The sequence below is a fragment of the Marinobacter halophilus genome (assembly GCF_003007685.1).
In the GTDB taxonomy this organism is placed as follows: domain Bacteria; phylum Pseudomonadota; class Gammaproteobacteria; order Pseudomonadales; family Oleiphilaceae; genus Marinobacter; species Marinobacter halophilus.
Map to the genome: position 1 here is coordinate 86,241 of NZ_PXNN01000017.1, position 25,096 is coordinate 111,336.

Genomic DNA, 25,096 nt, shown 5'->3' on the forward strand with positions numbered 1-25,096 from the left:
GCTGGCTTTCAATGCGTTTTGATCAAGGATGCGGTCAGCGCCGGGAATCAGGATATAGCCCTTCCTGATGTGTCTAAAAACACTGGTGTCCCGTTGCTCCATCCACTCGACGATATTTTCGATATTGCGCACTATGGTGTGAGTGGGTCCAATGTTGCGGAGAACACGTTGTTCAGTAACACCTTTTTACGTGGGTTCATCCTGCCGAAAAAAGTCTGACTATAAACAGACGAGGGAGTATTGTTGATCAACCGGATGAGGTAAGGCCACATGCCATGATCAATGCGCTTCAGAATTGCGGTAACCATCGGGTGTAGGCGACCCTGGGGCAGGGCTGGAGCTTCCAGCACAAGCTCTATATCGCGATACAGCTCCGGCTGCTGAAAGATGGCTTCCAGTATGACCGCAGCTCCGCGCGAATGCCTATGAATCCGGATATTGCTGGTGCTGGGCAGATTTACCAGAGCCTGGTTGAGAACGCAGGCATCGTATTCCACGGTGCCTTCGGTCGGTTCGATCTCAATATCCCAGGGCGCATCTTCCGGGGTCACACCATTGACTGGAATGTGGTAGTTGCTGCAGGTAAGAAGGATCAGTTCAGTTGTGGGCGCTTCGTACGCATTTGTGAAATAGCAGTGATTGGCCAGAAACCCATGCACGCAGATAACGGTATGAACAGCTTCACCACTGTGGTTGCGGACGGATGCCGCGCCTTTGCCAATCCGGTACACCCGGCCTGAAAACATCTCGGAATAGGTGTGGTCGATAGGTGTGGTCAGCTTGTGAATCTGGCTCACTTTCATAGGCGCCTCTTGCGGGCAACAGCATCCGGGGAGAAGCTGGCTCCAGATTCCTCATTGACACCCAATGTGTGAGCCAGATGTCTGGCTTTAAGCCGATCGCCTTGGGCGAAACCTTCCAGCACATAGAGCGCACCCCCAACAGATAAGTCCCGTTATCATTAGGCCGGAGTTTAAACGGTGGCCCCGTTTTGTCGCGCCCATTATCAAGCTCGCAAACGTTCGGACTCTGTTCGGTATCCAACAAAAATGAGAAATTACTCGCAAAATCCCTTCGTCTAATCGGCAGGGTATTCAAGGGGAGTTTTGTTTATTAGATCGGAGACAGTGTAAATGGTGTTTTCACACAGCCTCCTGAGGGATCCATTTCTATTCAAAAATCAGATATCATCGATGTCTATACCCACGGGCATATAGGACCCACGAGGCGCCGGCTTGATGAGTTCAATATAGTTTTCAGAAAAACGCTCTGCTTTTATGTTGATGTTTCGAGCAAACTGAAATAAAGAATCGCTTTTGACCAACACCCAGTTCTGAATGCGATTTAAGCAAAAGTACGGCAGTTCGTGTTCAATGATTTTCAGTGTGTCGAACGTGTAACCGGACAATTCATGTTGCATCGCTTCAGTAACAGATATCAAAGAATCGATCTCTCTAAAAATAGTTTCGGTTTTCATAATAAAATCCTCTGCGTTTAATTTAAACACCTGTCTATAATGCAGGCATAATAGAATATTATTGTTTAATTTAATCGCCAGACCCAAATCCGATAAAATTAGAACAGTTATAATTAGGGTGTTCACACTAACTTAATAGATTTTTATAAATTAATTTTAATATTACAAAATTGACTTGCCATATCGAATTAAACGACGGTTGCAAACCAAGAGGAGTCTCTGTAATGGAGCGACAACACCGGGTAACGCCCACAACTGTTGCGACTCTCAACGATCTCGTAGCAGTGGCAGACTATTCACTGATGGACACGCTCAACTCCGATCCTGAGGGGAAAGTCGACGGAGCCGACCACGCGCCAAGACAAGTCTTCTCTGGCCACTATGTTCCGGTCAATCCCACGCCAATCGATAACCCCGAGTACGTTGCGCACAGCCAAAGCCTGTTTCGCGAACTGGGCTTCGCCGACAGCCTCGCCCAGTCCAGCGACTTCGTCCGCATGTTCTCCGGCGACTTGTCCCGGGCTCCGGAGCCTATGCGCAACGTCGGCTGGGCGTGTGGCTATGCACTGTCCATCTACGGCACCGAGTTCTATCAGCAATGCCCGTTTCAGACCGGCAATGGCTACGGCGACGGTCGCGCTATCTCGGTGCTCGAGGCTGTCATCAACGGGCAGCGCTGGGAAATGCAGTTGAAAGGGGCAGGGCGCACACCCTACTGCCGCGGCGGGGATGGCCGGGCCGTTCTGAGATCCAGTGTGCGGGAGTTCCTGGCCCAGGAACATATGCACGCACTCGGGGTACCGACGTCACGGTCTCTGAGTCTGTACGTATCCAAGACCGAGCAGGTCAGGCGCCCGTGGTATTCGGAGGGCTCACGCTTATTAGATCCCGACATCCTTATATCCGAGCCCGTTGCCATCTCCACGCGTGTTGCACCGTCGTTCATTCGGGTAGGGCAGCTCGAGCTCTTTAGCCGTCGCGCCCGCAAGCAGGAACACCCGCAGGCGATGGAGGAGCTCGAGAAGATCGTTTTGCACCTGATCGATCGTGAGTACGGTGACGTAATCGACCAGTCACTGACCACCGCTGAAAAGGTGGTGGTGCTGGCACGTGAGTTCCGCAGCCGACTGACGTCACTGGTGGCGAACTGGATCCGTGTTGGCTACTGCCAGGGTAACTTCAACAGCGACAACTGTGCGGCGGGCGGCTTCACGCTCGACTATGGCCCCTTTGGATTCTGCGATGTGTTCGATCCGCAGTACCAACCCTGGACGGGGGGCGGGCATCACTTTGCGTTCCTCAACCAACCGGTAGCCGCCGAACGCAACTTCCACTCGTTTTGTTCGGCGGTTCGGCCTTTGCTGGCGGGGCATCCAGACTGTCTGCGGCAGCTGGAAGAGATTCAAAGTGATTTCCCAAAGGTGATGCAAGCGCAAATGGAGAAGATGTGGGCTGCCAAGCTTGGACTTGATACTTTTGAGCCGGCTTTGTTCCGCGAGCTGGCAACGCTGATGATGCAAACGCCTGTGGATTACACCATGTTCTTCCGGGAACTCTCGTCGTTGCCAGATGACATTGAGCCACTCAAGAAGAGCTTCTACAAGAGCGCGACCTATGCTGCAGATCCCGAAGAGATGGACAAGCGCTGGTCAGCGTGGCTCACACATTGGCAATCGCTCACGCGACCTGGCACGCGTGAGGAGCTTTCCAGTCAGATGAAGCTTATCAACCCGAAGTTCAGTTTGAGGGAATGGTTCGTTGTGCCTGCTTATCAGCAAGCAGCAGCGGGTAACTACGCACTGCTGCGAGAACTGCAGGACGTGATGACGAAGCCATACGCTGAGCAGTCGGAGGACGTAGAGAAGAAATACTACAGACTGAAGCCGCCCGAGCTTTTTGAGGTTGGTGGGTCGTCACACTATAGCTGCTCGTCGTGAGGCTAAAGTGAAATCCGCAATAATGTTAATTTAACGATCCTATCAGACTGCGTGTAATGTATATTATGTTAAATAGGATATCCACGACCGAGTCTATTCATCCACATTCTGGACGACCACAGAAAGTGCTAACGAGAAATCCAGATTAGATTTAGCACTTGGCGATCTGTTGCAGTACATACGGATTTGGAACCCAGGATCAAGCGCCGGGGTGAATCACGCGACTCCTCCAAGACTATAGGGTTTCCCTGTCTTCATCTTCAACTGCAGACCATTCCCAGCCTTCCCGGCGAACCAGCCTGTGCATCCGAACCCGGCGGTTTTTAAGCTGTTCGAATGCATCCTCCTGATGGTCCAACAGCGGTACATTCTTGCTTTTGAGGAGGCCAATGGCGGGCAACGGGGGCACGCCTACGTGACCGATATTGCTCCTTTTCTCCGATCTGTAAAGATAATGGGAGATTACTTTTCGAGTATTTTCCACCGTAAACGAAGTCCACCGGTAATTTGTCTGCAACCCCTTTGTCAGCAGGCTGAGCGCTTCGTCCAGACGCCCCAGCTGAACACCAAGGGAGAAGCGGCTGCCCGTGCAATAGAACAGATCAAGCAGCGGGTAAGCTAACCGCTGTTCAGAACACTGAATCAAATCCGAGGAAACCTGCCCAAGCGCGTTTTCAAACCCCTGGGCATTATTGATCTGCCAGGCTCGCCAAACCATTTCCTGAGGGCTGCTGCCCAATAAAGAAATCGAGAACGCCAGCTTTCTCCGCGTAATAGCACCCTGAACCAAAGGCACCGCATAAGTAATCATCAAGGTGACCAGGATCAGCCCATTAAATGCTGCAAATGCCGTCAAAAGGCGCGTAACCTCTTCGCCTGGCTTGAAATCACCCATGCCCAGAGAGGACAAGGTGAAGCCAACGAAATACACACGTTCCGCTAAACCCGCGGTTTTCCCGGTTTGTGCCTCAATCACTCCGCTCGGGAAGGCACTGAAAATAAGCAGCCATCCGGCCCATAAGGACAGCAGCCACACAGAGCCTATAACAGCAATTGCGATTGGCCCCGCGGTTACCAATACGGCACGACGCCCAGACAACGCATGGGCCTTTGAAGACGCCGACTCGACGGCGATGGTAATCAGTCTGGTAAGTGGTCCGCTACCTTGCGTGGTCAAAGTGGTCCATGCGACGTCAACCATTACGGTAACGAGAACGATGATCCCAGGCACAACCAGCCATTGAGTGCTCACCTTGCCTCCGCTAAGTCAGGATCACCTCATAACTCATCGCCCAACTGGTACGGCCGAGCTCTGTGGCGCGTGTGACTTCGGTTTCAGGAATCACTGACGTGTCCCCAATTTCCCTCGGGTCGTAATGAAATACGCACAAGCGCGACGCGAACTCAGCGAACGGCAGCGAGGCTTCGCCGTGACGCTCTCCATTACTCTGGGTGGAGCAGTTAATACCCTGCCCCCAATCCTGGCCACTGTCATTATTGGGATTGAAGAAATAGATTCGCATCTGGCCATCGCGATCGAGATTGACCCGGATAATCGTTATGGCGTGGCGTCCAACGAGGCGCCCACCGCTGTCGGTAACGGCAATGCCTGCGGGTTGTGGGTGGATGACCGGTATGTTGCCGTTGTAATAAGGGTGGTAGGAGGCATAAAAGTGGCGGATAAAATCTTCATAATCATGGATTTTCCCTGTTTCCCGGCTAATGACACTCAGGAAGCCATGCCCTACCCACCAGCCGTACATTTCCGGGTTAATCCAGCGGTGCAGGTCATCGTCGCGCACACCGCACAAGCGCCCCATCTCGCCATAAATGCGGTCAAGGTGCGGTATCAGAACCAATGAAACCGGATCGACATCGGTTGGGGGTTCCTTCGCGAGGCCTGCTTCCAGGTGCTGCGAGTTAATGTGCTGGCCCTCGAAACGCATGACGACGTCGTCATCGCGGGCTGCCCAGGCCACCAGCTGCAACAGAAAGTCGGCATCGTTGAAAGACCACATGGAAAGACCGATGACCGACTGACACGTCGGGTTATTACCCTGGCCAACACCCAACGGCTGCCCTAGAAGGCTTAGCACACCGGCCAGCAAATACACCCGCGGAGGGTGCGCCTCTCCGAACACCGCCTTCAATCTGTCAGATGCCGCCTGGCACAATGTCAGTTCGAGTTGCCGCCACAGACCTGCCGCGACTGGCGGTGTGAACAGAGATCCGCGTTCAAGAAACATGGTCAGTCCATAAACCGCCTGACTTGTTTCCGGATGAACCACTTGATCAATGAGTTCGAGCACGATTTGGCGGTAACACTGGAGCACATCGTTGCCGGTGATGCTCAGGCCCAAAGCCAGCGGTATCAAGTCATCCCGGTGACCCCGCAGGTGCCGTAACAACATGGGATGGTAAGGGGAAACCATGCCCGTCTCATGCATTGCACTGGCAAAACCTTGCGCCTCTTCAGAGAGTGCGACTTCGTCCATGGTGGCCAGACGTTCGCCGTAGACTGCAAAACCCGGGTCGTCGCGACACCCTTTGGTTGGACCAAACAAAGCACTGACAAGCCGCGCCGCTTTGTCCATTCCCGATGTTTCAATTTCCGGATCAAACAGGCATTTGGCAATCTGACTGACCATCTGCTTGATGCTGTCTGTTTGTATCGGGCGTTGCGCCAGCAGGCGTTGCACCTCATCCACCAGACTGTCGAGAATGCTCTCATAGCCGAGCTTGCTGAGCAGGTACTGATATAGCGAATTGACGATCTGCCCCAGCCCTTGTGGCCGCTCTCTGTCAGCTTCGCTCATCTGGCCGGAAAGCAGGTCCAGATTCAGTGCGGTCACCTGGGTCAGAAAATTTCTGGCATGCTCCGCTGAAATTCCGGGGTGGAGATAATCACCCATGGCGACGGCCAATAGACGAAGCTCACTCAGGGCTTCGATGGCCGTGTAGGGCGCAGCGCCCTGACGTAACGTTCGCACGGCCAGAGCCGGCCGTAGAATGGCAGGCTGGTCCCAGTCGCTGTTGGTAAATACGCCCTTGGCCTCCATCGCCGGCACTCTGGCATACAAGGCGTCCAGTCCTTCGGGAGTTTTCATTACCTGAAGTGCTGCATCCAGCACCGCTGTATTGTACGCGGTGGGACTGTTCAGAAGGTCAAGGCCAAGTTGTTCCAGAGCCTTGTCAAAGCTTGCAACAGAAGGGTTTGTTACTGCATCAGAACTGGAAATCACTACGATATCTCCCTGACCTACTCATCATGCATCCAGCACCATCCGATCGCGGAATTCTGAGGGAAGTGAGAGAAACTGTATGCACCAAGTAGTCTATTTTCATGTGAAGATCGGGTCTGTGCGCTGGCCAACAGACGCTCCATGAATGACAAAGCCCACGAGGTGTTCAATCCCGCGGGCTCTATTGCCTATGCCTGTATTATCTATTTGGTCAGCTTCAGAAGTTCATCTGCAAACCCAGGCCGATACCGTCCACGGTAATGTCGCTGTCATCGTAGTAACGCATGTACTCAAGGTTACCGGACAGGTTTTGCGCTAGCTTGACGTTCAGGCCTGCGCCATAAGAGAAATCGAGCTCATCATCAGAACGGCCACCAAACTCCGCTTCAATGCGAGTAAAACCAAGAACGGCGTACGGTGTCACCGGGCTCTGATTCACCATGTTGATCGTAGCGTAACCGCCGAAGAAATTATCAAGCTTGACCTTTTGGCCCAGAACTCGATCATCATCCACCCCGAAGCCGGCACGCGCCTCAACACCCAGGAAATCTGTCGCCATCACACCGACCTTACCTGACAGTGTTCCTACGTCAGCATTGGCGTAGCCATCGAAATCGACGTCCATAAAGGTGTAATTCACACCTGCGTAAAGACCGCCCATACCGGATTTGTACATATCCTGAGCAGTGGCCGAGCCGGCGAATGCCAGTCCAGCGGTGGCTACGGTTGCAAGAAATACGTTGTTTTTGATGTTCATAACCGATTCTCCTTGATACTGCATGAAGCAATGTTTGCTACGGTCATCAAGGTGCACGAGGTTTCCTCGCTTTGCCATAGCAGATACGCACATTTACATCGGGTTTACGAGGAATTAATTCGTTGGTAACAAGCTCGTTCCCCGACTTTATCTGCCTGGTCGATCAGTAAGAATTCGGGATAAAGTTTCCATTTACACCTATATCAACTACATTGAAGTAGACGACTGGGATGCAATACCCCTTAACCTGTCTGATGAAATTCATCATGAATGACTGCATTTCGCCAGGCGCCGGATTTGCGCCCGCCCCCCTGAATAACATCTGTAGCTTAGTTTGCTTAACTTTCGTGGGGTTGTCAGAGATAACCAATCAGGAGAATTTTGAATGTCGATTACGCCCGAAACTGAAATGTCGCAAGAAGTGCTATCTTGGCGCGATCCGACCATGGACTCGGTTCGTGGAACCGAGACTCCAAAAGACCCGAACAAGGGCTACATTGCCCTGCTTGGGTGGAGCGTTAACGCCATCAAGGCCGCGCAAAAATTTGATCGTCGCTATGTAGTCGTGGCCCCGGATTGGGCTGCGGACTTCTGTACTGCCAACAACATTCCGTTTATCCCGTGGGATTTTATTCGTCTGAATGACAGGTCCATCGAGATTGCCGAAAGGCTTAAGGCAGAAGGTGTAGATGTTGCCATACCGCTTTTCGAAGAAACCGTCGAGTGGTCCGGTGCCATTAACTCCGTCCTCTTCAACAACCCGCGTATGTACGGGCAGTCTATTCTGTTTCGCGACAAGGCTCTGATGAAACGCCGCGCTCAGCTTGGTGGCATTCGTGTCGGAATTTTCGAAGAGGCTCATGAAAAAGAAGACATTATCCGTTTCATGAAACGGGTCAATCAGACCCTGCTCAAGCTGGACGGTGATCCCGATGACCCGATTCACGTTAAGGCCTTCGATAAGGCCGGTTGTCTGGGCCATCGAATGATCCGGACGGTGGATGAAATCGACACGATTCCGGCGGAAGAATACCCCCTGCTTATGGAAAGTCACCTTGATGGCTGGGAATTTGCCGTTGAAGCCTGGATTCACAACGGTAAGATCAAGTTTCTCAACATTTCTGAATACGTAACCCTGGGCTATTCCGTGTTCGTACCGGCCACCGCCCAACTCGAGAGCTGGCGCAACGCGATCACCAAGCAGATCGAATTGTTGATCAAGACCTTCGATATCCAGTTTGGCTTGATTCACCCTGAGTACTTCGTCACCGCCGACGGTGAAATGTACTTTGGTGAAGTGGCTTATCGTCCGCCCGGGTTCAAGGCTTTTGAGCTTATCGAGATGGCCTACGGATTCAATGCATACCAGGCGTCAATGCTGGTGTTCGATCCAAAGAGCACGCAAGAGGAAGTGGACAGTTTCTTCCCCCGCGAAGTGGTTGATGCCAAAGGCTACGCTGGCTGCTTTGGTGTCTATCCAAGGCGCCGTGTTGTCAGCAAGCTGGAAATGCCCGAGGAAACCACTGAGCATCCTTATTTCGTGTCGCACGAATTGGTGGCACCCACGGAAGAAACCGTGCCTGACCGCTCAGCCTTCGGCACACACTGGGGGCTGATCTTCTTCTTCGGTGACGATCCGATCAAGATGCGCGATCTGCTGAAAGCCCAAGAGGACCTGGACTTTTACGTTTAGAGCCCTCTGCTTAAAAGTGCCCGGGTGAGCTGAAAGGTCAGCCGCCGGTGCCTTGATTCCTTGCGGAAGCAAGGCGCCGCGGGTATCCTGACGCCGTCTCTTTGTCAGCTGGCCTGGGCGCAACTTGAGAAACCTTTACCCCGTCATCTTCATCGTTAGTGTCATTTTTATACTTCTTAGTGTTTTCATGACGTTACCGGTACTTCTTCTTACAGTTTTCGGCTCTGGCGCGCCGAATGCGATAGCGTTTGCCGAGTCGGCGGCTATTGTGTTTGCGTTGGGAGTTCTTGGGGTTGTGTCCACCTATCGCCAGCCAAGAGAACTCAAACCCCGCTATATGTTCGTTCTCACGGTTTCCAGCTGGTTTATCATCGCCATGCTCTCTTCCTTGCCGTTCTATCTGAGCGATAACAGTATTTCCGCTGCCGATGCGTTCTTTGAGGGCACCTCAGGCATAACCACAACCGGGGCGACGGTGCTTAGCGGACTGGATGATTTCGATCAGGACCTCCTGCTCTGGCGCTCGATTTTGCAGTGGCTCGGCGGCATCGGCATCATCGGCATGTTCGTTGCGGTACTGCCTTTCTTGCGCGTTGGCGGCATGCGTTTGTTTGCGACCGAATCGTCTGAGTGGACCGACAAGGCGCTCCCCCGGATGAAAAGCCTTAGCCGGGGCCTGCTGTGGGTGTATGGGTTCTTTACTGTGCTCGCAGTCGTCACTTACTGGCTGTCTGGCATGACTGTATTCGATGCTTTCAACCATGGCTTGACCAGTATTGCCACTGGCGGTTTCTCAACGTCAGACCTGTCGATGGGCAAGTTCAGCGATATCATCCTGCTCGAGGCAAGCTTTTTCATGATGCTGGGCAGTTTGCCATTCTTCCTGTTTGTCCGGGAGATGCACGGCCAGCGATTTGTGCTGTTCAAGGATCAGCAGGTCCGGGTGTTTCTGGCCATTCTACTGATCATCCCTGCACTGCTGACGCTTTATCGCTGGTGGGTGTCACCCGTACCGTTTGATCCCGCCCACAATTACGTGGCGACGCTGTTCAACGTAACCTCGGTGGTCACTACAACCGGTTACGCCTCTGAAGACTATTCATCCTGGGGGCCCCTGGCATTTGTGGTGTTTTTCTTCCTGATGTTTGTGGGTGGCTGCTCTGGTTCAACCGCCGGGGGCATGAAGATTTTCCGTTTTCAATTGTCTCTGATTATTCTGCGGGAGCAGCTGATGCGATTGCTGCACCCCCGCGCTGTGTTTACCCGTAATTACAACGGTCGACCGGTCAGCGATGAAATCATTTCTTCGATGATCGCCTATACGTTTATTTTTCTGTTGTCTCTGCTGGTAATCACCGTCCTGCTGGCATCACTTCAGCTGGACTTTGTAACGGCGCTGTCCGGCGCCCTGACCTCTCTGACCAACGTCGGCCCCGGCCTGGGTGACATCATCGGGCCGGCCGGAAACTTTGCGCCATTACCGGACGCCGCCAAATGGATTCTCTCGGTCGGAATGCTGATGGGTCGGCTGGAAATACTGAGTGTAGTGATTGTATTGTCTCCGGCTTTCTGGCGCGGCTAGAGCTTAGCGGTACCAGAGGATGTGTCGGTCCTCCAGCGGCAAGTTCAAGCGCTCATCGCGGACCCGGATACGCGGGGTAAAATGTTCTGCCGGGCGGGTCGGTACGGAACACTGGTACTGGTAGCTGTCTTCCGCGCCCGGAAGCCCATGATTCAGCTCCATGGCCTGAACCACCCGCGGGCCGAACTCCGATGCTTCTGCCACCAGTTCAACGCAAACCTGGTCTTTGCTAAGCCCATCCAGGTAAACGTCCAGTACGAATAACCTATGGCCACCCTGCCCTTCACTATGAAGACTCCCAAAGCGTAACGCTGGCCAATGGCAGGCAATGTGATCCAGCAGCTCCACCAACTCCCTCGCTTGTTCCGGATTGCGCCTTGACCCTTTGACAATCATCGGCCGATAGAACTCGTTCACATACTCCCGCACCATCCGGTTCGCAGAATAACGCGCGGTCAGCTGGTTCATGCTTGCGCGCACACGATCTAACCACAGGGAAGGCAGCCCCTGATCATTCAGTTTATAAAATTCAGGAATAACCTGCTGTTCGAGCAGTTCGTAAAGCTCCAGAGCATCGGCTTCGTCGTGCTGGTCGCTTTGGCTGAGCTGGGCGAAGCTGGCGTTGGGGCGAATAGCCCAGCCCACGTTCTCATTCCAGGCCTCGGCCCACCAGCCATCAAACTGGGACAGGTTGAGCCCACCATTCACCAGCACTTTCATACCACTGGTGCCGCAGGCCTCCCAGGGGTGCCTCGGGCAATTCAGCCATACATCCACGCCCTGAATTAACTGGTTGGCCACGGCGAGATCGTAGTCCTCGATGAACACCACCTTACCTTCGACTTCCGGCAACCGGGAAAAGGTCTTCCAGCGTTTGATCAGTGCCTTGCCTTCTTCGTCTTTCGGGTGTGCCTTGCCTGCAAGCACGATCTGTAACGGGCGGTCTCTGCACGTGAGCATCGCGATCAGGCGGTCCGGATCTTTCAGCAACAGATCGGGCCGCTTGTAACTGGTGAAACGCCGGGCAAAGCCGAGGGTCAGGGTTTCCGGGTCCAACAACAGTCCGCAAGCGGCTTCGGCTGTGTTACCGAAATTATGCTCACAGTGCTGGCTTCTGAGCCGGCCTCTCAGGTAACTGATCAACCGTTTACGTTGGGCACGGCGCATTTGCCAGAGGTCTGCATCGGTAGTGTTTTTGAGCGGGCAAGACTCGGTCATTGGCCGGCGCCAGCGATCCTGACCGCAGGCTTTGGTCCAGAGCGCATCCGATTCCGGGGAGTCCCAGCTTGGCGTGTGTACCCCATTGGTAACAAAATCCGCCGGAATATCGGCCGTCGGCCACCGGCCAAACCAGGGTTGAAAGATGGTTTGGGTCACTTGCTGATGAATCTGGCTTACCCCGTTAAACCGGCCGCTCATACCCAAGGCAATGCCGGCCATGTTCAGTTGCTGTTCACCACCGTTGGCAATGGTAAGCAGCGTGTCCAGCGTGTTGTCATTTTCGTTGAGCCAGGGCGCCAGATAAAGATCCGCCAGCTTCCGGGAAAAACGGTCGAAACCGGCGGCAACCGAGGTGTGGGTGGTAAACAGGTTGGTCGCTCTGGTGGCCATTCGGGCGGTCGCGAAATCCCCCTGATGGCGGCGTTGCCACCAGTGAGCACGTTCAATCAGTGCCAACGCGCTGTGACCCTCATTGATATGGCAGGCAGAAGGGTTGCGCTGCAACAGCTCCAGCAGGCGCCAGCCGCCGATGCCGAGCACCATCTCTTGCTGCAAGCGCTTCTCCGGGTCGCCACTGTAGAGTTCACTGGTGATACCGCGGTCACCGGGCTCATTACGGGGGTCGTTGCTGTCCAGTAACAGCAGTTCACATCGTCCCACTTGTCCTTTCCACGCCCGTAACCGCACCTCGCGACCAGGAAAGGGTACGGTCACCCTCGCCCATTCGCCGTTACTGTCTCTGAGTGGCGCCACCGGCAGCATGGTGGGATCGTTGTAGGGATGGAATTCAATCTGCTCACCATCGGCGTTCAGTGCCTGGCGGAAATACCCCTGTTGAAACAGAAGGCCGATGGCCATCACGGGAACGCCAAGATCACTCGCGGCTTTCAGGAAGTCCCCGGCCAATACGCCCAGACCACCGCTGTATAGCGGGAGCGACTCTGACACACCGTATTCCATACAGAACCAGGCTACGCCATCACCAAGTTGCCCATCGCAGTTTTCGGAGTACCATGTAGCGGCTTCACTAAACCTCTCATGGGAAGCCATCTGGCTTTGGTAAACCGCAAGAAAGTCGGGATCTTCGGCAAGCGCCTGCAGGCGTTCCGTTGAGGCACTGTTGAGCACCAGCCAGGCGTTATGGGTAGCTTGCCAGGCATCTTCATCCAGCGCGAGCCAGAGCTGGTCACTGCCATGGTGCCAGCTCCAGCGCAGATCAAGCGCCAGCGGAATAAGGCCTGACAGCTGAGCTGGCAAGGCGCGCATAGTGTAAGCGGCAAGTGTCATCGGGCTGGCTCAGTATCAGCGCGCTGTATAACCGCCATCGATGACCAGCTCACTGCCGGTGACAAACTTGGACTCTTCAGACGCCAGATATACGACACCCCAGGCGATATCATCCGGCTCGCCCATGTGGCCCAGCGGATGCAGCGAGGCGGTCGCCTGCCTGGCAGCTTCCGGGTCGTCACTTGACTGCAAATGATGCTCAACCAAAGGGGTCCAGATAAAGCCCGGGTGGATGGAGTTCGCCCGTATCCGGTCCGGCGCATAGAGCAGTGCATCTGTTTTGGTCATCAATCGTACGGCCCCTTTGGAGGCATGGTACGGAGGGATATCTGGAGCACTCACCAGGCCGTAAATTGATGACAAGTTAATCAGGCTGCCGCTGCCGGCTTTCTTCATATGCGGAATGGCGTGTTTGGTGCAAAAGAAAACGCCCTTCACATTCACGGCCTGAACCTTGTCCCACTCCTCTTCGGTCAATTCGTGGGTAGGTTTGTTAGGGCCAGCGATACCGGCGTTGTTGACCAACACATCCAGTTTGCCAAAACGTTCGGCAACTCCGTCAATAGCCGCCTTAACCTGGCTTTCATCAGACACATCGCAATGCCAGTAACCTACCTGATAGCCTTTATCGGTGAGCGCTTTGGCTACCGCTTCGCCGTCTTTATCGAGGACGTCAAGAATGCCGACGGCCGCGCCCTCTTCCAGCATCCTTTCGACAGCAGCTTTACCAATACCCAATGCGCCACCGGTGACCACTGCCACTTTTCCTTTCAATCTTGCCATGTCGTTATACCCTTCCCTGTCTGTTGACTAATGACTATTTCTTCGATTGATCTTGCTAACGCTGTATACACCCTGGGTTTGCAGCCAGTCGACGAGTTCTGTCACAGCCAGGGCATCGTTATCCACCCCGTCAAAATCAAGCCCCAGCCCCTTGGTGGATCTACGCACGACGTGGGCCGTGAGTAAACGGTGCCTGTGGCCTTGCTGCTCCGGGTACCGAAATGCCAGCTGAATAGTCTGATTTAAACGGATATCATTGTAGTCGGTGGCGACAAATAAACCACGCCGTGACGCATCCTGTATCTCGCCGGTGGCCACTGGAAGCCCTCTTTTATAAACCAGTATAGACAACTCCCCTTCAACTCGCTGACTCAGTCGGTGTTCCATTGTTCTGCCCCCCTGTTCTTGTTCGCTCAGTATTTTTTGGTGACTTCACACTCTATATTTGTAGTTATAGTTGATTATTATTTGGGCAGATTGACCCTGATCAAATAATAATCAGTTGGCACAACTATCGCCCATACAGGCCCACCATCTTCCTGATCATTTCAACGTCTGTGAGTTCCAAAAAGTTGTCGGGAAGTTGCCAAATCCAGTTGTTTAACGTTGTGCCCGGCGTGTTGAACCGGGCCTGCGAGTCCAGGCTGAGAAGATCCTGCATCGGTATGATCACCAGTTTTGAAACCGACCCCAGGGCGGCTTGAATGATTGGCCAAGGCTGATGATCATCGGTAATTCTCAGATACCGGTTAACGTAGTTTCGGGTGTTGTCGTCCAGGCTCCGGTACCAGCCCAGAGTGGTGTCGTTATCGTGAGTGCCGGTATACACCAGATCACCTTCTTTGTGATTGTGCAGCAAGTGAGGATTGCCCGGACTGCCATCAAACCCGAATTGCATGACCGTCATCCCGGGCAAACCAAATCGGTGCCTTAAAGCTTCAACATCTTCCCCGATAACCCCCAGGTTCTCTGCAACCAGCGGCAGCTCCGGCAACTGATCGAAGCAGGCTGATAAGAAAGCGTCTCCGGGCCCGGTCACCCAATGGCCGTTAATCGGTCTTGGGTCTGTTGCCGGTATTTCCCAGAACGCCTGTAATCCCCGGAAGTGGTCAATTCGCAGCAGGTCAAACTTCTCTCGTTGACTGGCAAGACGTTCAATCCACCATCGATAGTTCTGTTTGGCCATGGTGTTCCAGTCGTAAAGAGGGTTTCCCCAATGTTGGCCGTCGGGCGAGAAATAGTCCGGGGGCACGCCCGCCACCACTACCGGGTGGCCATGGCCATCGAGCCTGAACACTTCGGGGTTGGCCCAAACATCGGCGCTGTCGTGGGCCACGAAAATGGGAATGTCGCCGAACAACAAAACTCCCCGGTCACGAGCATAGTGACGCATGGCCTGCCACTGCACATGAAACAGAAACTGCTCAAAGTGAATCTGATTAACCGCTGCCTGGTGCTGTTCTCGGAAGGTCGCCAGGGCCGAAGCTTGCCGCTGGCGAAGCGGTTCGGGCCAGTTATACCAGGCACTGCCACCAAGCGAGTCCCGAATGGCCACAAACAGGGTGAAATCATTCAGCCAGCTGGCATGGTTACCGGCAAAGTGTTCCCACGCCTCGTGATTTATGCTGGCACTGGGCCGGTACGCTCCTGCCCAAAAACGTCTGGCTGCGTTGATCAGACAGGTTGCCCGGTGGTCTTGTTCCAGCTCCTGCGATGTCAGCAAACCGGACGACACCAGCTCCGCCAGATCGATAAAATCCGGGTTTCCGGCATGAGCTGACAGCGATTGATAGGGCGACAGGTCGGGATGCGTGGGGCCGGTCGGCAGCGTTTGCCAGACCGTCATACCGGCGCTGGCCAGAAAGTCGATAAAGCGCCGAGACTGTTGCCCAAGCTTACCTTGGTGCCCCGGCAATGCCGTCGGGTGCAACAATACGCCGGCCCGGCGCGCCGAGAACATCGGCGCCGGGGGTAACTGATGACTCATTCCGTGGCCCCAGCATCATGCCCGGGACGCATGGCGCCGCCGCGGGCAGGCTCGCCCCCGCCCTGGCTGAGCGGCTGAAACAGACTGGCCGGCGCCGGATTACCAATGATTTCATAAAGACTGGTCAAATGCCGACGATACAGGTGCTCAAAGTCCCGGACGACGGCCGCGGGATTGTAATCCCCGAACCACCAGAACCAGTCTGAGCCCTCGCAAATTCCGAGTTGTCGGCTGGCTTGTTCTTTTTGCTCAGCTGACAGGGCTCCACTATCCATGGCCCGGTCATAATGCTGCTTGGCCTCGCAAAGAAGATCCCAGGCCCGATTTTTGTCGGGATCGCCGATCCAGGTCGAAAAGGTGCCGTAAATCCAGCTGCCGGCGACCAAATGTGGCAGTTGGGCGGCGCTACAAACCGGCTTCTGAAGCAGCTCTTTGTAGGTGGTCAGGCGCAGGCTGGAGTGGTTTTCCAGCACGCGGTACAGTTCGTCCAGAAAGTAGTAGCCGTTCTCGGGATAGTATTCCCAGGCATTCTCGCCGTCCAGGATCACTGAGATGACCGGCATGTCCCCGTCTCTGTTTTCGCTGGCAATGTTCTCAATGTGATGCACCAGGTCACCAACGGCATCTTCGGCGTGCCAGTCAGCGTAGGTAAAGCCAATCAGATCAGATAGCCCATCGTCACGAAAAAACACCGTTAACGGTTCGTCGGCAAATACAAAGGGCTGATGGATATCCGGACTCTTTTTTAACCCGAACTGCTCCTGCGCCAGCCTGATGCTGTTATGGGCCACCGAATCACCACTGGCGCTCCATCGAAAACCCTGCTGATGCAACAGCGACAGCGTCTGCTGGCTTAACGCGCCTTCGGAAGCCCAACATCCGGCTGGTTCTTCTCCGAAAAACCGGTGAAACACCTGCCGGCCCTGTTTCAGATGCCAGACTGCCCGCTCCGTTCCACCCGCGTAATCGGTGTGTTCCGGCATCTTGATATCAGGGATCGCTTCACTGGCTGATTCAAGATCCAGCAACAGCGGCACAATCGGGTGGGCCCATGGACTCATCGCCAGCTCCACTTGCCCGGACTGCGCCAAGTGCCGGTATCTTGGCCCAAGACTGGCCATCAACTCAGCAATGACATCCAGCAGCGCCCGCCGGTCTTCCATCGAAAACTGGTGGCTCTTTTCCTGCAGGCTTTGTATTACCGGGTGATTCCGGCGGACGGTTTCTCCCATCCAGCCCAGGTGGTACCAGACCAGCAAATCGGCTAAAAACTGCCACGAGATGTAGCGCTGAATGTCGGGTCGGGTACGATAAAATCCTGCCAGCTCAGACAAGCGCTTGTAGGGCGAAAATCGCTTGATGATTCGATTAGCGTTGGCCCTCAGGCACTTCTCCATCAGCTCAAGAAAACCCGGTGATCCGGGCTCAGGCAAACAATCACTGACCAGAGCGGCCAGTAGCGGGTCACCCATGGGCGAGCCGTCGTGTCGCCAGCGCTCAATCTGTACCAGGTACTCTTCAATTTGCTCCAGTAACACCGGCGCAAAGTTGACGACGGCGCGGGCGTCGGGGTGCGCCTCCAGGTGGGCGGCCATGTCCACATAGTCCTTTATGCAGTGCAGATATACCCAGGGGAACAGAAACTCACCGGAGCTCTGATCCTGGTAGACCGGTTGATGCATGTGCCAGCATAGGACAACAGGCGTGCGGCTGTCAGAGACCATGGGGATAATCCTGCCCAAGCATTTCAGGGGTGACCAGCACAATGCCTTTTGGCGAAACATGAAAACGACGCTCGTCTGAGTCGCGGTCATAGCCAATCCGGGTGCCCTCGGGGATACGGCAGCCGCGGTCAATGACTGCCTTGCGAATACGGCAATGACGGCCGATGTCGACATCCGGAAAGATCACCGAATCCTCAACCGAGGTAAACGAATGCACCCGCACCTGTGAGAACAGCAGCGAGTGCCGAATTCTTGCCCCGGAAACAATGCAGCCCCCGGCCACCATGGAATCCACCGCAGTGCCCCGCCGGTTATCATCATCGAAGATAAACTTCGCCGGCGGGAGTTGCTCCTGATAGGTCCAGATCGGCCAGTCGGAATCGTACAGGTTCAGTTCCGGGCTGATGTCGATCAGCTCAAGATTGGCCTGCCAGAGCGAATCGATGGTGCCCACATCGCGCCAGTAGGCCACTTTATTATTTACCGGATCACGGAACGGGAAAGCGGACACTCGCAGGCGGCGAATCACCGACGGTATGATGTCCTTACCAAAATCATGGGAAGACTCACTGTTCAGTTGATGGTCCCGAAGCAGTTCATCGAACAGCACTTTGGTACTGAACACGTAGATGCCCATAGAAGCGAGGGCCCTGCCTGGCTGGCCCGGCATCGCCTTGGGTTGGTCGGGTTTTTCCTCGAACTGAGTAATCCTGAACTCATCATCAACAGACATAACGCCAAACGCTGCGGCATCTTCAATCGGCACTTCAATGCAGCCCACGGTAATGTCGGCATCTGTTTCAACATGGGCGGCCAGCATGGTGCCATAGTCCATTTTATAAACGTGGTCGCCAGCCAGAATCAGCACATACTCAGGATTATGGCTTCTGATGATGTCCAGGTTCTGCATAACCGCATCGGCGGTGCCCTCATACCAGGACGTTTCAATCCGTTGTTGGGCAGGTAGCAGCTCGACAAATTCGTCGAGTTCAGCTCGCATGAATCCCCAGCCACGCTGAATATGGCGAATCAGAGAATGGGACTTGTACTGGGTAATCACACCAACCCGGCCGATACCCGAATTGATGCAGTTGGACAGCGGAAAATCGATAATTCTGAATTTACCCCCAAACGGCACCGCGGGTTTGGCGCGCCATTTGGTGAGATCGTGAAGACGGGATCCGCGCCCGCCGGCAAGGACTAACGCAAGGGTTTGCCGAGTCAGGCGGCTGACAAAACGCTGTGATGTATGCATAGAAGCTTCCCTGAAAACCGAAGTGGTCTTCTGCCCTCCTCTTTGTCGACGAAGAGGGAATCGACACCAATTTGACATCGGTACTAATATTAGAACACTACCATGAGATTGTGACGTAAAATTGTCTGAGGTCATTTTTTGAACAGGCGCCAAGGCGTCCAATGGTGTCAGCCGCACCATCATTCTGATCGGGAATTAAAGGTCTATGGAAAGCCCTGCCTTGAGCGAGTTTGATCTCCACCTGTTCGCCGAAGGTCGCCACTGGCACATCTACAACGTGTTGGGTGCTCACCCACTTAACTACCGGGGCGCCGAAGGCGTGCGTTTTGCGGTCTGGGCGCCCAATGCCCGTTCGGTCAGCGTGGTTGGTGATTTTAACGACTGGGACCCGACCCGACACACCATGTTAGCCAATGAGGGCTATGGGGTCTGGAGCCTGTTTGTGCCAAACCTCGGGCCAGGCGCTGTGTACAAATTCGCCATCACCACCGCCCAGGGGCAGATCCTCAAATCGGACCCTTACGGTCAGGCCTTCGAGCTCAGGCCAGACACCGCCGCCGTGGTGACCGAGCGTGGGCGTTATGCCTGGGGTGACGGCGACTGGCTGGAACGGCGCAGCCGTTTCGATTGGCAGCATCGCCCGATCTGTATCTATGAGGTTCATCCGGGCTCCTGGCGTCATCATGGTTCTGGCCGTTGGCTGACCTACCGTGAGCTGGCGGAACAGTTGATCCCCTACGTGGTAGACACCGGGTTTACCCACATCGAACTGCTGCCCATCACCGAGCATCCTCTCGATGAGTCCTGGGGTTATCAAACCACCGGCTATTACGCACCGACCCGTCGCTACGGCAGCCCCGATGATCTCCGTTACCTGATCGATCAGTGCCACCAGAACAACATCGGTGTGATTCTGGACTGGGTCCCCGGCCACTTCCCCGACGACGACTCGGCCCTCGGCCGCTTCGATGGCACCGCCCTGTATGAGCACGAAGATCCCCGCCGTGGACGCCATCAGGATTGGGGCACGCTGATCTATAACTACGGCCGGCATGAGGTGCGAAACTTTCTGATCGGCAGTGCGCTGTTCTGGCTGGACACTTTCCACATGGATGGCCTGCGAGTGGATGCCGTCGCCTCCATGCTCTATCTGAATTACTCCCGAGAAGAGGGCGAATGGCTGCCCAACCAATACGGCGGCAATGAAAATCTGGAGGCTGTTGAGTTCCTCAAAGATCTGAACCGGGTTTGCCAGAGCCGGTTTCCCGGTGCCCTGATGATGGCCGAGGAATCCACCTCCTGGCCGCGGGTGACCCGACCACAGGAAATTGGCGGGCTGGGATTTAACCTCAAGTGGAACATGGGCTGGATGCACGACAGCCTGGATTACCTGCAACAGGACCCGGTGTACCGGCAATACCACCACGACAAGCTCACCTTCGGTCTGATTTATGCCTATTCCGAAAACTTCCTGTTGCCGCTGTCCCATGACGAAGTGGTCCACGGCAAGTCCAGTCTGATCCAGAAAATGCCGGGAGACGAATGGCAGCAGAGAGCGTCGCTTCGATTGTTGTTCAGTTACATGTACACCTACCCGGGCGCCAAACTCCTGTTTATGGGCGGTGAATTCGGTCAACGCCGAGAGTGGAGCGAGAAGCGGGAACTGGATTGGCACTTACTGGAACACGAGGGCCATCGGGGCATCCACAAACTGGTGCAGGATCTCAACGGGCTATACCGTCGTGAACCCGCACTCCATGGTCGCAATTTCAGCAGCGAAGGCTTTGAGTGGATCGATTGTCACGACTCGCCGCAATCCGTGATTAGCTACCTGCGCCGAGGCGGTAGCGATGTTCAGGCCCTGGTGATTGTCATTAATTTCACCCCGATCCCAAGGCACCACTACCGGATTGGTCTACCCCAGGGGGGCTTCTGGCACGAGATCTTCAACTCCGATTCTCAGTACTACGGCGGCAGCAACCTGGGCAACCCCCTGCCTTTGCAGGCAGCCGACAAGCCCTGGATGGCCCGGCCATTCGCGGTAGACATCACCGTGCCACCTCTGGGCCTGATCATTCTGAGAGCGGCGCCATGACCCGTATTCTGTTTGTCACCAGTGAGGTGTTTCCACTGGTGAAGACCGGCGGCCTGGCGGATGTGTCATCCAGCCTGCCAGAGGCACTGTGCAAGCTCGGAATGGACTGCCAGATCCTTCTCCCTGGTTATCCTGCTGCCTTGAAAGCCGCCAGAGCGGCCGGCTCTCGCCGGAAAACCCGGTTTCGTTTTGGCCAGTACGATGTAGCGCTATGGCAAACCCGTTTGCCTGATACCGCGGTTACTTTGTGGCTGATTGATTGCCCGGCTTTGTTCGATCGTTCCAGTGACAGCCCTTATCAGAATGAGAAAGGCGAAGACTGGTGGGACAACGCGCACCGGTTTCATCTGTTTGCCCGGATCGGAGCCATGATGGCGCTTGGCCAACTGGGCCTGCCCTGGCAACCCGACATTGTGCACTGCAACGACTGGCAGACCGGGTTAATCCCGGTGTTTCTCGATAACACCCAACATCAACATGCACCGAAAACCGTCTTCACCATCCACAACCTGGCTTACCAGGGGCTGTTTTCCCAGGAAACCTTCAGGGCGCTTGGCCTACCCGACTATCTCTGGCGATTCGAGTTTCTTGAGTTCCACGAACAGCTGTCTTTCCTGAAAGGCGGCCTGGTATTCAGCGACGCCATTACCACCGTCAGCCCATCCTACGCCGACGAGATACAGACTCCGTGGTTTGGTAACGGCCTGGACGGCCTGTTACGGCATCGTTCGGGCCATCTGCACGGCATCCTCAACGGCATTGACACCCGAGCCTGGAATCCGGAGCAGGATCCCTGGCTGGATGTCCATTACGGCCCGGGACACCTGAAAAACAAGGCCCAGTGCAAGGCCAAACTCAAGCAGGAACTCGGGCTTGAACCCGGTGGTGCCCCGTTGCTCGGGTTTGTCGGCCGGCTGGTGGAACAAAAAGGGCTGGATTGGTTACTGGCCGTGATGCTGCCGTTGCTCAATCAGGGGTGTCAGTTTGCCGTCCTTGGTGCCGGCCAAAGCCACTACCAGGACCGCCTGCAGGAGCTAGCCAGGGAATGGCAACAGCAACTGTCTCTGACCCTGGGGTATCACGAGGGCCTGGCCCACAAAATCACCGCCGGCTGCGATATGTTCCTGATGCCGTCCCAGTTTGAGCCCTGCGGTCTTAACCAGATGTACAGCCTGCGTTACGGCACCATTCCCGTGGTCCACGGTGTTGGTGGGTTGAATGACACCGTGTTCGACCCATCGGAAGAAGTCACAGGCAAAGCCAATGGCTTTGTCTTTCGGGAGCCAACGGCAGACGCCTTTCTGACCGCCATTCAGCGAGCGCTGACTGCCAAAGCCAGCGCAAAGACCTGGCGCCGATTGCAGGACAATGCCATGGCGGCAGACTATTCCTGGAAACACCGGGCAAAGGAATACGCAACTCTTTACCAGAACCTGATAACCGGCGATGGCCGGCTTCATGAAGATTGATAGAGTGCCCATGGCCGCAAGGAGGCCACTATTATGAACAAGGCAACCGAATTCCGGCTGGAAGCTCGCCCCCACATTCCGGAGGCCATCGAACGGCTCGATGTTCTCGCCAACGATCTGTTCTACAGCTGGGATCACGGCGTTCGCAGCCTGTTTGCCCGGATCGATTTACGGCTTTGGCAAAAGGTAGAGCATAACCCCAAGCTGTTCCTGCGCAGGGCCTCACAAACCCGCCTGAACGAGGCAGCAGAAGATCGTGCGTTTCTGGCGGAATACCGGCGCGTACTCTCCAGTTACGACGCCTACCTGGAATCCGATCCTGGCGAAGGCGTAGTTGAGGCGCTTGATCCCAACACCAGCCTGGTGGCCTATTTCTGCGCCGAATTCGGCTTTCACGAGAGCTTTCCCATCTATTCCGGCGGCCTGGGTATTCTGGCCGGTGACCACTGCAAGGCGGCCAGCGATCTAGGCATACCGTTTGTCGCCGTGGGATTGCTCTACCAGCAGGGCTACTTCATTCAAACCATTGACGCACAAGGGCAACAAGTTGCTCGGTATGAATGCCATTCCAGTGATGAACTGCCGATCACCCCGGTCGAGAAAGACGGCAAGCAACTGACGGTATCCGTGCCCTTCCCCGGACGTGACGTTCATGCCCGGGTCTGGCAAGCTCGAGTCGGCCACATTCGGCTGTACCTGCTGGATTCGAATACCCAGGCCAACAGCCCCGATGATCAGGATTTGACCCTGCAACTTTATGGCGGTGATTCGAGCACCCGCATCTCCCAGGAAATGTTGCTGGGCATCGGCGGCACCCGGGTGCTGGCGGAACTGGGGATTGAACCGACCGCCTGGCATATTAATGAGGGCCATGCTGCCTTCCAGATTCTGGAACGGTGCCGGGTAGCCATGACGAACGGGCTGAATTTTGACACCGCACTGGAAGCCGTTGCCGCCGCCACACTGTTTACCACCCATACACCGGTTGCGGCTGGCCACGATATTTTCCCGAGAGATTTGGTCGCACATAACCTCGGCTCTTACCTGGAGCAGTCCGGCCTCGAGTTTGACCGGATTTTCGCCCTGGGTGCCAAGAACGGTGATGATAGCTTCAACATGACTTGTCTGGGTTTGCGTGGCTCACGGTTCCACAATGGCGTGAGCCGGATCCATGGCCGGATAGCCTCAGAAATGGAGGGAGATATCTGGCCGCAGATTCCGCCTCAGGAAAACCCCATCGAGTACATCACCAATGGCGTGCACGTTCCTACGTTTCTGGCCCCGGAATGGGCCAGCCTGTTTGATATACAGGCGCCTACCTGGAAGAGTGAGCTGCTCAACCCGGCGTTCTGGAACTTTGTCGATCAGATTCCGGACTATCACTACTGGAGTGTTCACAAGGCCCTGAAGCAGCAAATGGCGGAGTTCACAGTCCGCCGACTCAAGCGCCAGCACAAACGCAATGGTACTGGCCATTCGGTCACTGAAAGAATGACCCGACAACTGATTTCTCCCGATAAAGACGCGCTGGTGATCGGCTTTGCACGACGCTTTGCCACCTACAAGCGTGCCACCTTGATTTTCTCAGACCTGCCCCGGCTGGAACGACTGCTCACAAATCCGGACTATCCAGTGGTGCTGGTGTTTGCGGGTAAAGCCCATCCCCAGGATCACCCAGGCCAGCAACTGATCAAAGTGATTCACGGATTATCGATGCAACCCGCGTTGATGGGGCACATCATCCTGCTGGAGGATTATGATCAGGCAATGGCTCGCCGCTTGCTCAGCGGTGTGGATGTGTGGCTGAACACACCGGAATACCCGAAAGAAGCCAGCGGTACCTCGGGTGAGAAGGCTGCGGTGAACGGCGCTCTCAATCTCAGCGTACTGGACGGTTGGTGGGGTGAGGGCTATGACAAAACCAACGGGTGGGCAATCACACCAAGGGATACCGAGCTTGATCAGGAATTTCGGAACCGCGAAGAAGCCAGAGATCTGCTGGATCTGCTGGAGCTGGAAATCGTTCCGCTGTATTACAATCGCGCGTCGCAGGGCTATTCGAAAGGCTGGGTCACCCGCTCGAAAGCTTCCATGAAAACCATTACACCCAGGTTCAATGCCCAGCGAATGGTGATGGATTATGTCCGTAACTACTACCAGCCCGCGACTCACCAAGGCCGATTGATGACCGCAAACGATTCGACAGTCGCCAAGGAACTTGCTGACTGGAAAGCCCGCGTGCGAGCTGCCTGGGAGGGTGTTTCAGTGACAGTCAAAGGGTGCGTGCAGGATCGCTGTGCCTGGGATGAGTCGGTCGAACTCAAGCTTTCGGTCGCGTTAAACGGTCTTGCCCCCGAGGATATCCGGGTGGAATGCCTGGTCACCCCGGACTGCACAGGCACTCATGCAGAGCCCGGAACAGATCGATTCATCCTTGCGCCCACCGATGAAGAAGATGGCCATACGATTTATGAAACGGAAGTGAACCCGCCCTACCCAGGCCTGCAAACCCTTCGGCTGCGAATCTACCCGTATCACAAGGCGCTGACACACCCGCTGGAGATGGGAGCGATGCTCTGGGCCTGAC

At 55.1% G+C, this 25,096-nt stretch carries 17 protein-coding genes; 6 read left to right on the forward strand and 11 right to left on the reverse strand.

Going from position 1 to position 25,096, the window contains the following annotated elements; genetic code table 11:
• Window positions 1-131: 131 nt before the first annotated feature.
• Together C7H08_RS14270 and C7H08_RS14275 are read right to left on the reverse strand one after the other, a co-directional pair.
• The gene (locus tag C7H08_RS14270) at window positions 132-803 is read right to left on the reverse strand and encodes a hypothetical protein (RefSeq protein WP_227663284.1); all 672 of its coding nucleotides are present in this window, start codon (window positions 801-803) and stop codon (window positions 132-134) included.
• Window positions 804-1,180: 377 nt separating this feature from the next.
• Window positions 1,181-1,477 carry a protein-tyrosine phosphatase family protein gene (locus C7H08_RS14275; protein WP_106672916.1) on the reverse strand — a complete coding sequence of 99 codons (297 nt, stop codon included), beginning with the start codon at window positions 1,475-1,477 and terminating at the stop codon, window positions 1,181-1,183.
• A gap of 224 nt (window positions 1,478-1,701) precedes the next feature.
• Here C7H08_RS14275 and C7H08_RS14280 point away from each other — a divergent pair, with 224 nt between their 5' ends.
• Window positions 1,702-3,414, forward strand: a complete 1,713-nt coding sequence (locus C7H08_RS14280) for a protein adenylyltransferase SelO (protein ID WP_106672917.1) — start codon at window positions 1,702-1,704, stop codon at window positions 3,412-3,414.
• A gap of 235 nt (window positions 3,415-3,649) precedes the next feature.
• Here C7H08_RS14280 and C7H08_RS14285 read toward each other — a convergent pair whose 3' ends face one another.
• The 3 genes from C7H08_RS14285 to C7H08_RS14295 form a co-directional block, all read right to left on the reverse strand.
• The gene (locus C7H08_RS14285; RefSeq protein WP_106672918.1) at window positions 3,650-4,666 is read right to left on the reverse strand and encodes an ion channel; all 1,017 of its coding nucleotides are present in this window, start codon (window positions 4,664-4,666) and stop codon (window positions 3,650-3,652) included.
• Between the two features lie 10 nt (window positions 4,667-4,676).
• Window positions 4,677-6,656 carry a hypothetical protein gene (locus C7H08_RS14290; protein ID WP_106672919.1) on the reverse strand — a complete coding sequence of 660 codons (1,980 nt, stop codon included), beginning with the start codon at window positions 6,654-6,656 and terminating at the stop codon, window positions 4,677-4,679.
• Between the two features lie 217 nt (window positions 6,657-6,873).
• Window positions 6,874-7,413 (reverse strand): porin family protein, encoded by a 540-nt coding sequence (locus C7H08_RS14295; RefSeq protein ID WP_106672920.1) that lies wholly within the window; start codon window positions 7,411-7,413, stop codon window positions 6,874-6,876.
• Between the two features lie 385 nt (window positions 7,414-7,798).
• Here C7H08_RS14295 and C7H08_RS14300 point away from each other — a divergent pair, with 385 nt between their 5' ends.
• Together C7H08_RS14300 and C7H08_RS14305 are read left to right on the forward strand one after the other, a co-directional pair.
• Entirely contained in the window at window positions 7,799-9,106 is a 1,308-nt protein-coding gene (locus C7H08_RS14300) for a carboxylate--amine ligase (protein WP_106672921.1), read from the forward strand.
• Between the two features lie 163 nt (window positions 9,107-9,269).
• The gene (locus tag C7H08_RS14305) at window positions 9,270-10,688 is read left to right on the forward strand and encodes a TrkH family potassium uptake protein (protein ID WP_106673600.1); all 1,419 of its coding nucleotides are present in this window, start codon (window positions 9,270-9,272) and stop codon (window positions 10,686-10,688) included.
• 3 nt (window positions 10,689-10,691) lie between these two features.
• Here C7H08_RS14305 and glgP (C7H08_RS14310) read toward each other — a convergent pair whose 3' ends face one another.
• The 6 genes from glgP (C7H08_RS14310) to glgC all read right to left on the reverse strand — a co-directional run bounded on the left by glgP (C7H08_RS14310) (window position 10,692) and on the right by glgC (window position 18,945).
• Window positions 10,692-13,196, reverse strand: a complete 2,505-nt coding sequence (gene glgP / locus C7H08_RS14310; protein ID WP_106672922.1) for an alpha-glucan family phosphorylase — start codon at window positions 13,194-13,196, stop codon at window positions 10,692-10,694.
• Window positions 13,197-13,211: 15 nt separating this feature from the next.
• A complete protein-coding gene (locus C7H08_RS14315) occupies window positions 13,212-13,979 on the reverse strand; it encodes an SDR family NAD(P)-dependent oxidoreductase (RefSeq protein ID WP_106672923.1) in 768 nt (255 codons plus the stop codon).
• Between the two features lie 27 nt (window positions 13,980-14,006).
• A complete protein-coding gene (locus tag C7H08_RS14320; RefSeq protein ID WP_106672924.1) occupies window positions 14,007-14,366 on the reverse strand; it encodes a PilZ domain-containing protein in 360 nt (119 codons plus the stop codon).
• Between the two features lie 124 nt (window positions 14,367-14,490).
• The gene (malQ, locus tag C7H08_RS14325) at window positions 14,491-15,966 is read right to left on the reverse strand and encodes a 4-alpha-glucanotransferase (RefSeq protein WP_106672925.1); all 1,476 of its coding nucleotides are present in this window, start codon (window positions 15,964-15,966) and stop codon (window positions 14,491-14,493) included.
• Window positions 15,963-17,690, reverse strand: a complete 1,728-nt coding sequence (locus C7H08_RS14330) for a glycoside hydrolase family 57 protein (protein ID WP_106672926.1) — start codon at window positions 17,688-17,690, stop codon at window positions 15,963-15,965. The genes malQ and C7H08_RS14330 overlap by 4 nt, the downstream gene beginning before the upstream one ends.
• A complete protein-coding gene (glgC, locus tag C7H08_RS14335) occupies window positions 17,680-18,945 on the reverse strand; it encodes a glucose-1-phosphate adenylyltransferase (protein ID WP_106672927.1) in 1,266 nt (421 codons plus the stop codon). The genes C7H08_RS14330 and glgC overlap by 11 nt, the downstream gene beginning before the upstream one ends.
• Window positions 18,946-19,150: 205 nt before the next feature.
• On the opposite strand from glgC, the gene glgB reads away from it, so the two are divergent.
• Genes glgB through glgP (C7H08_RS14350) form a run of 3 tightly spaced genes read left to right on the forward strand, consistent with a single transcriptional unit; the run spans window position 19,151 to window position 25,095 of the window.
• Window positions 19,151-21,040, forward strand: a complete 1,890-nt coding sequence (gene glgB / locus C7H08_RS14340; RefSeq protein ID WP_106672928.1) for a 1,4-alpha-glucan branching protein GlgB — start codon at window positions 19,151-19,153, stop codon at window positions 21,038-21,040.
• A complete protein-coding gene (gene glgA / locus C7H08_RS14345; protein WP_106672929.1) occupies window positions 21,037-22,509 on the forward strand; it encodes a glycogen synthase GlgA in 1,473 nt (490 codons plus the stop codon). Before glgB ends, glgA begins: the two co-directional genes overlap by 4 nt.
• Window positions 22,510-22,542: 33 nt before the next feature.
• Window positions 22,543-25,095: an alpha-glucan family phosphorylase gene (gene glgP / locus C7H08_RS14350; RefSeq protein WP_106672930.1), complete on the forward strand. Its 2,553-nt coding sequence runs from the start codon at window positions 22,543-22,545 to the stop codon at window positions 25,093-25,095.
• Window position 25,096: the final 1 nt, after the last annotated feature.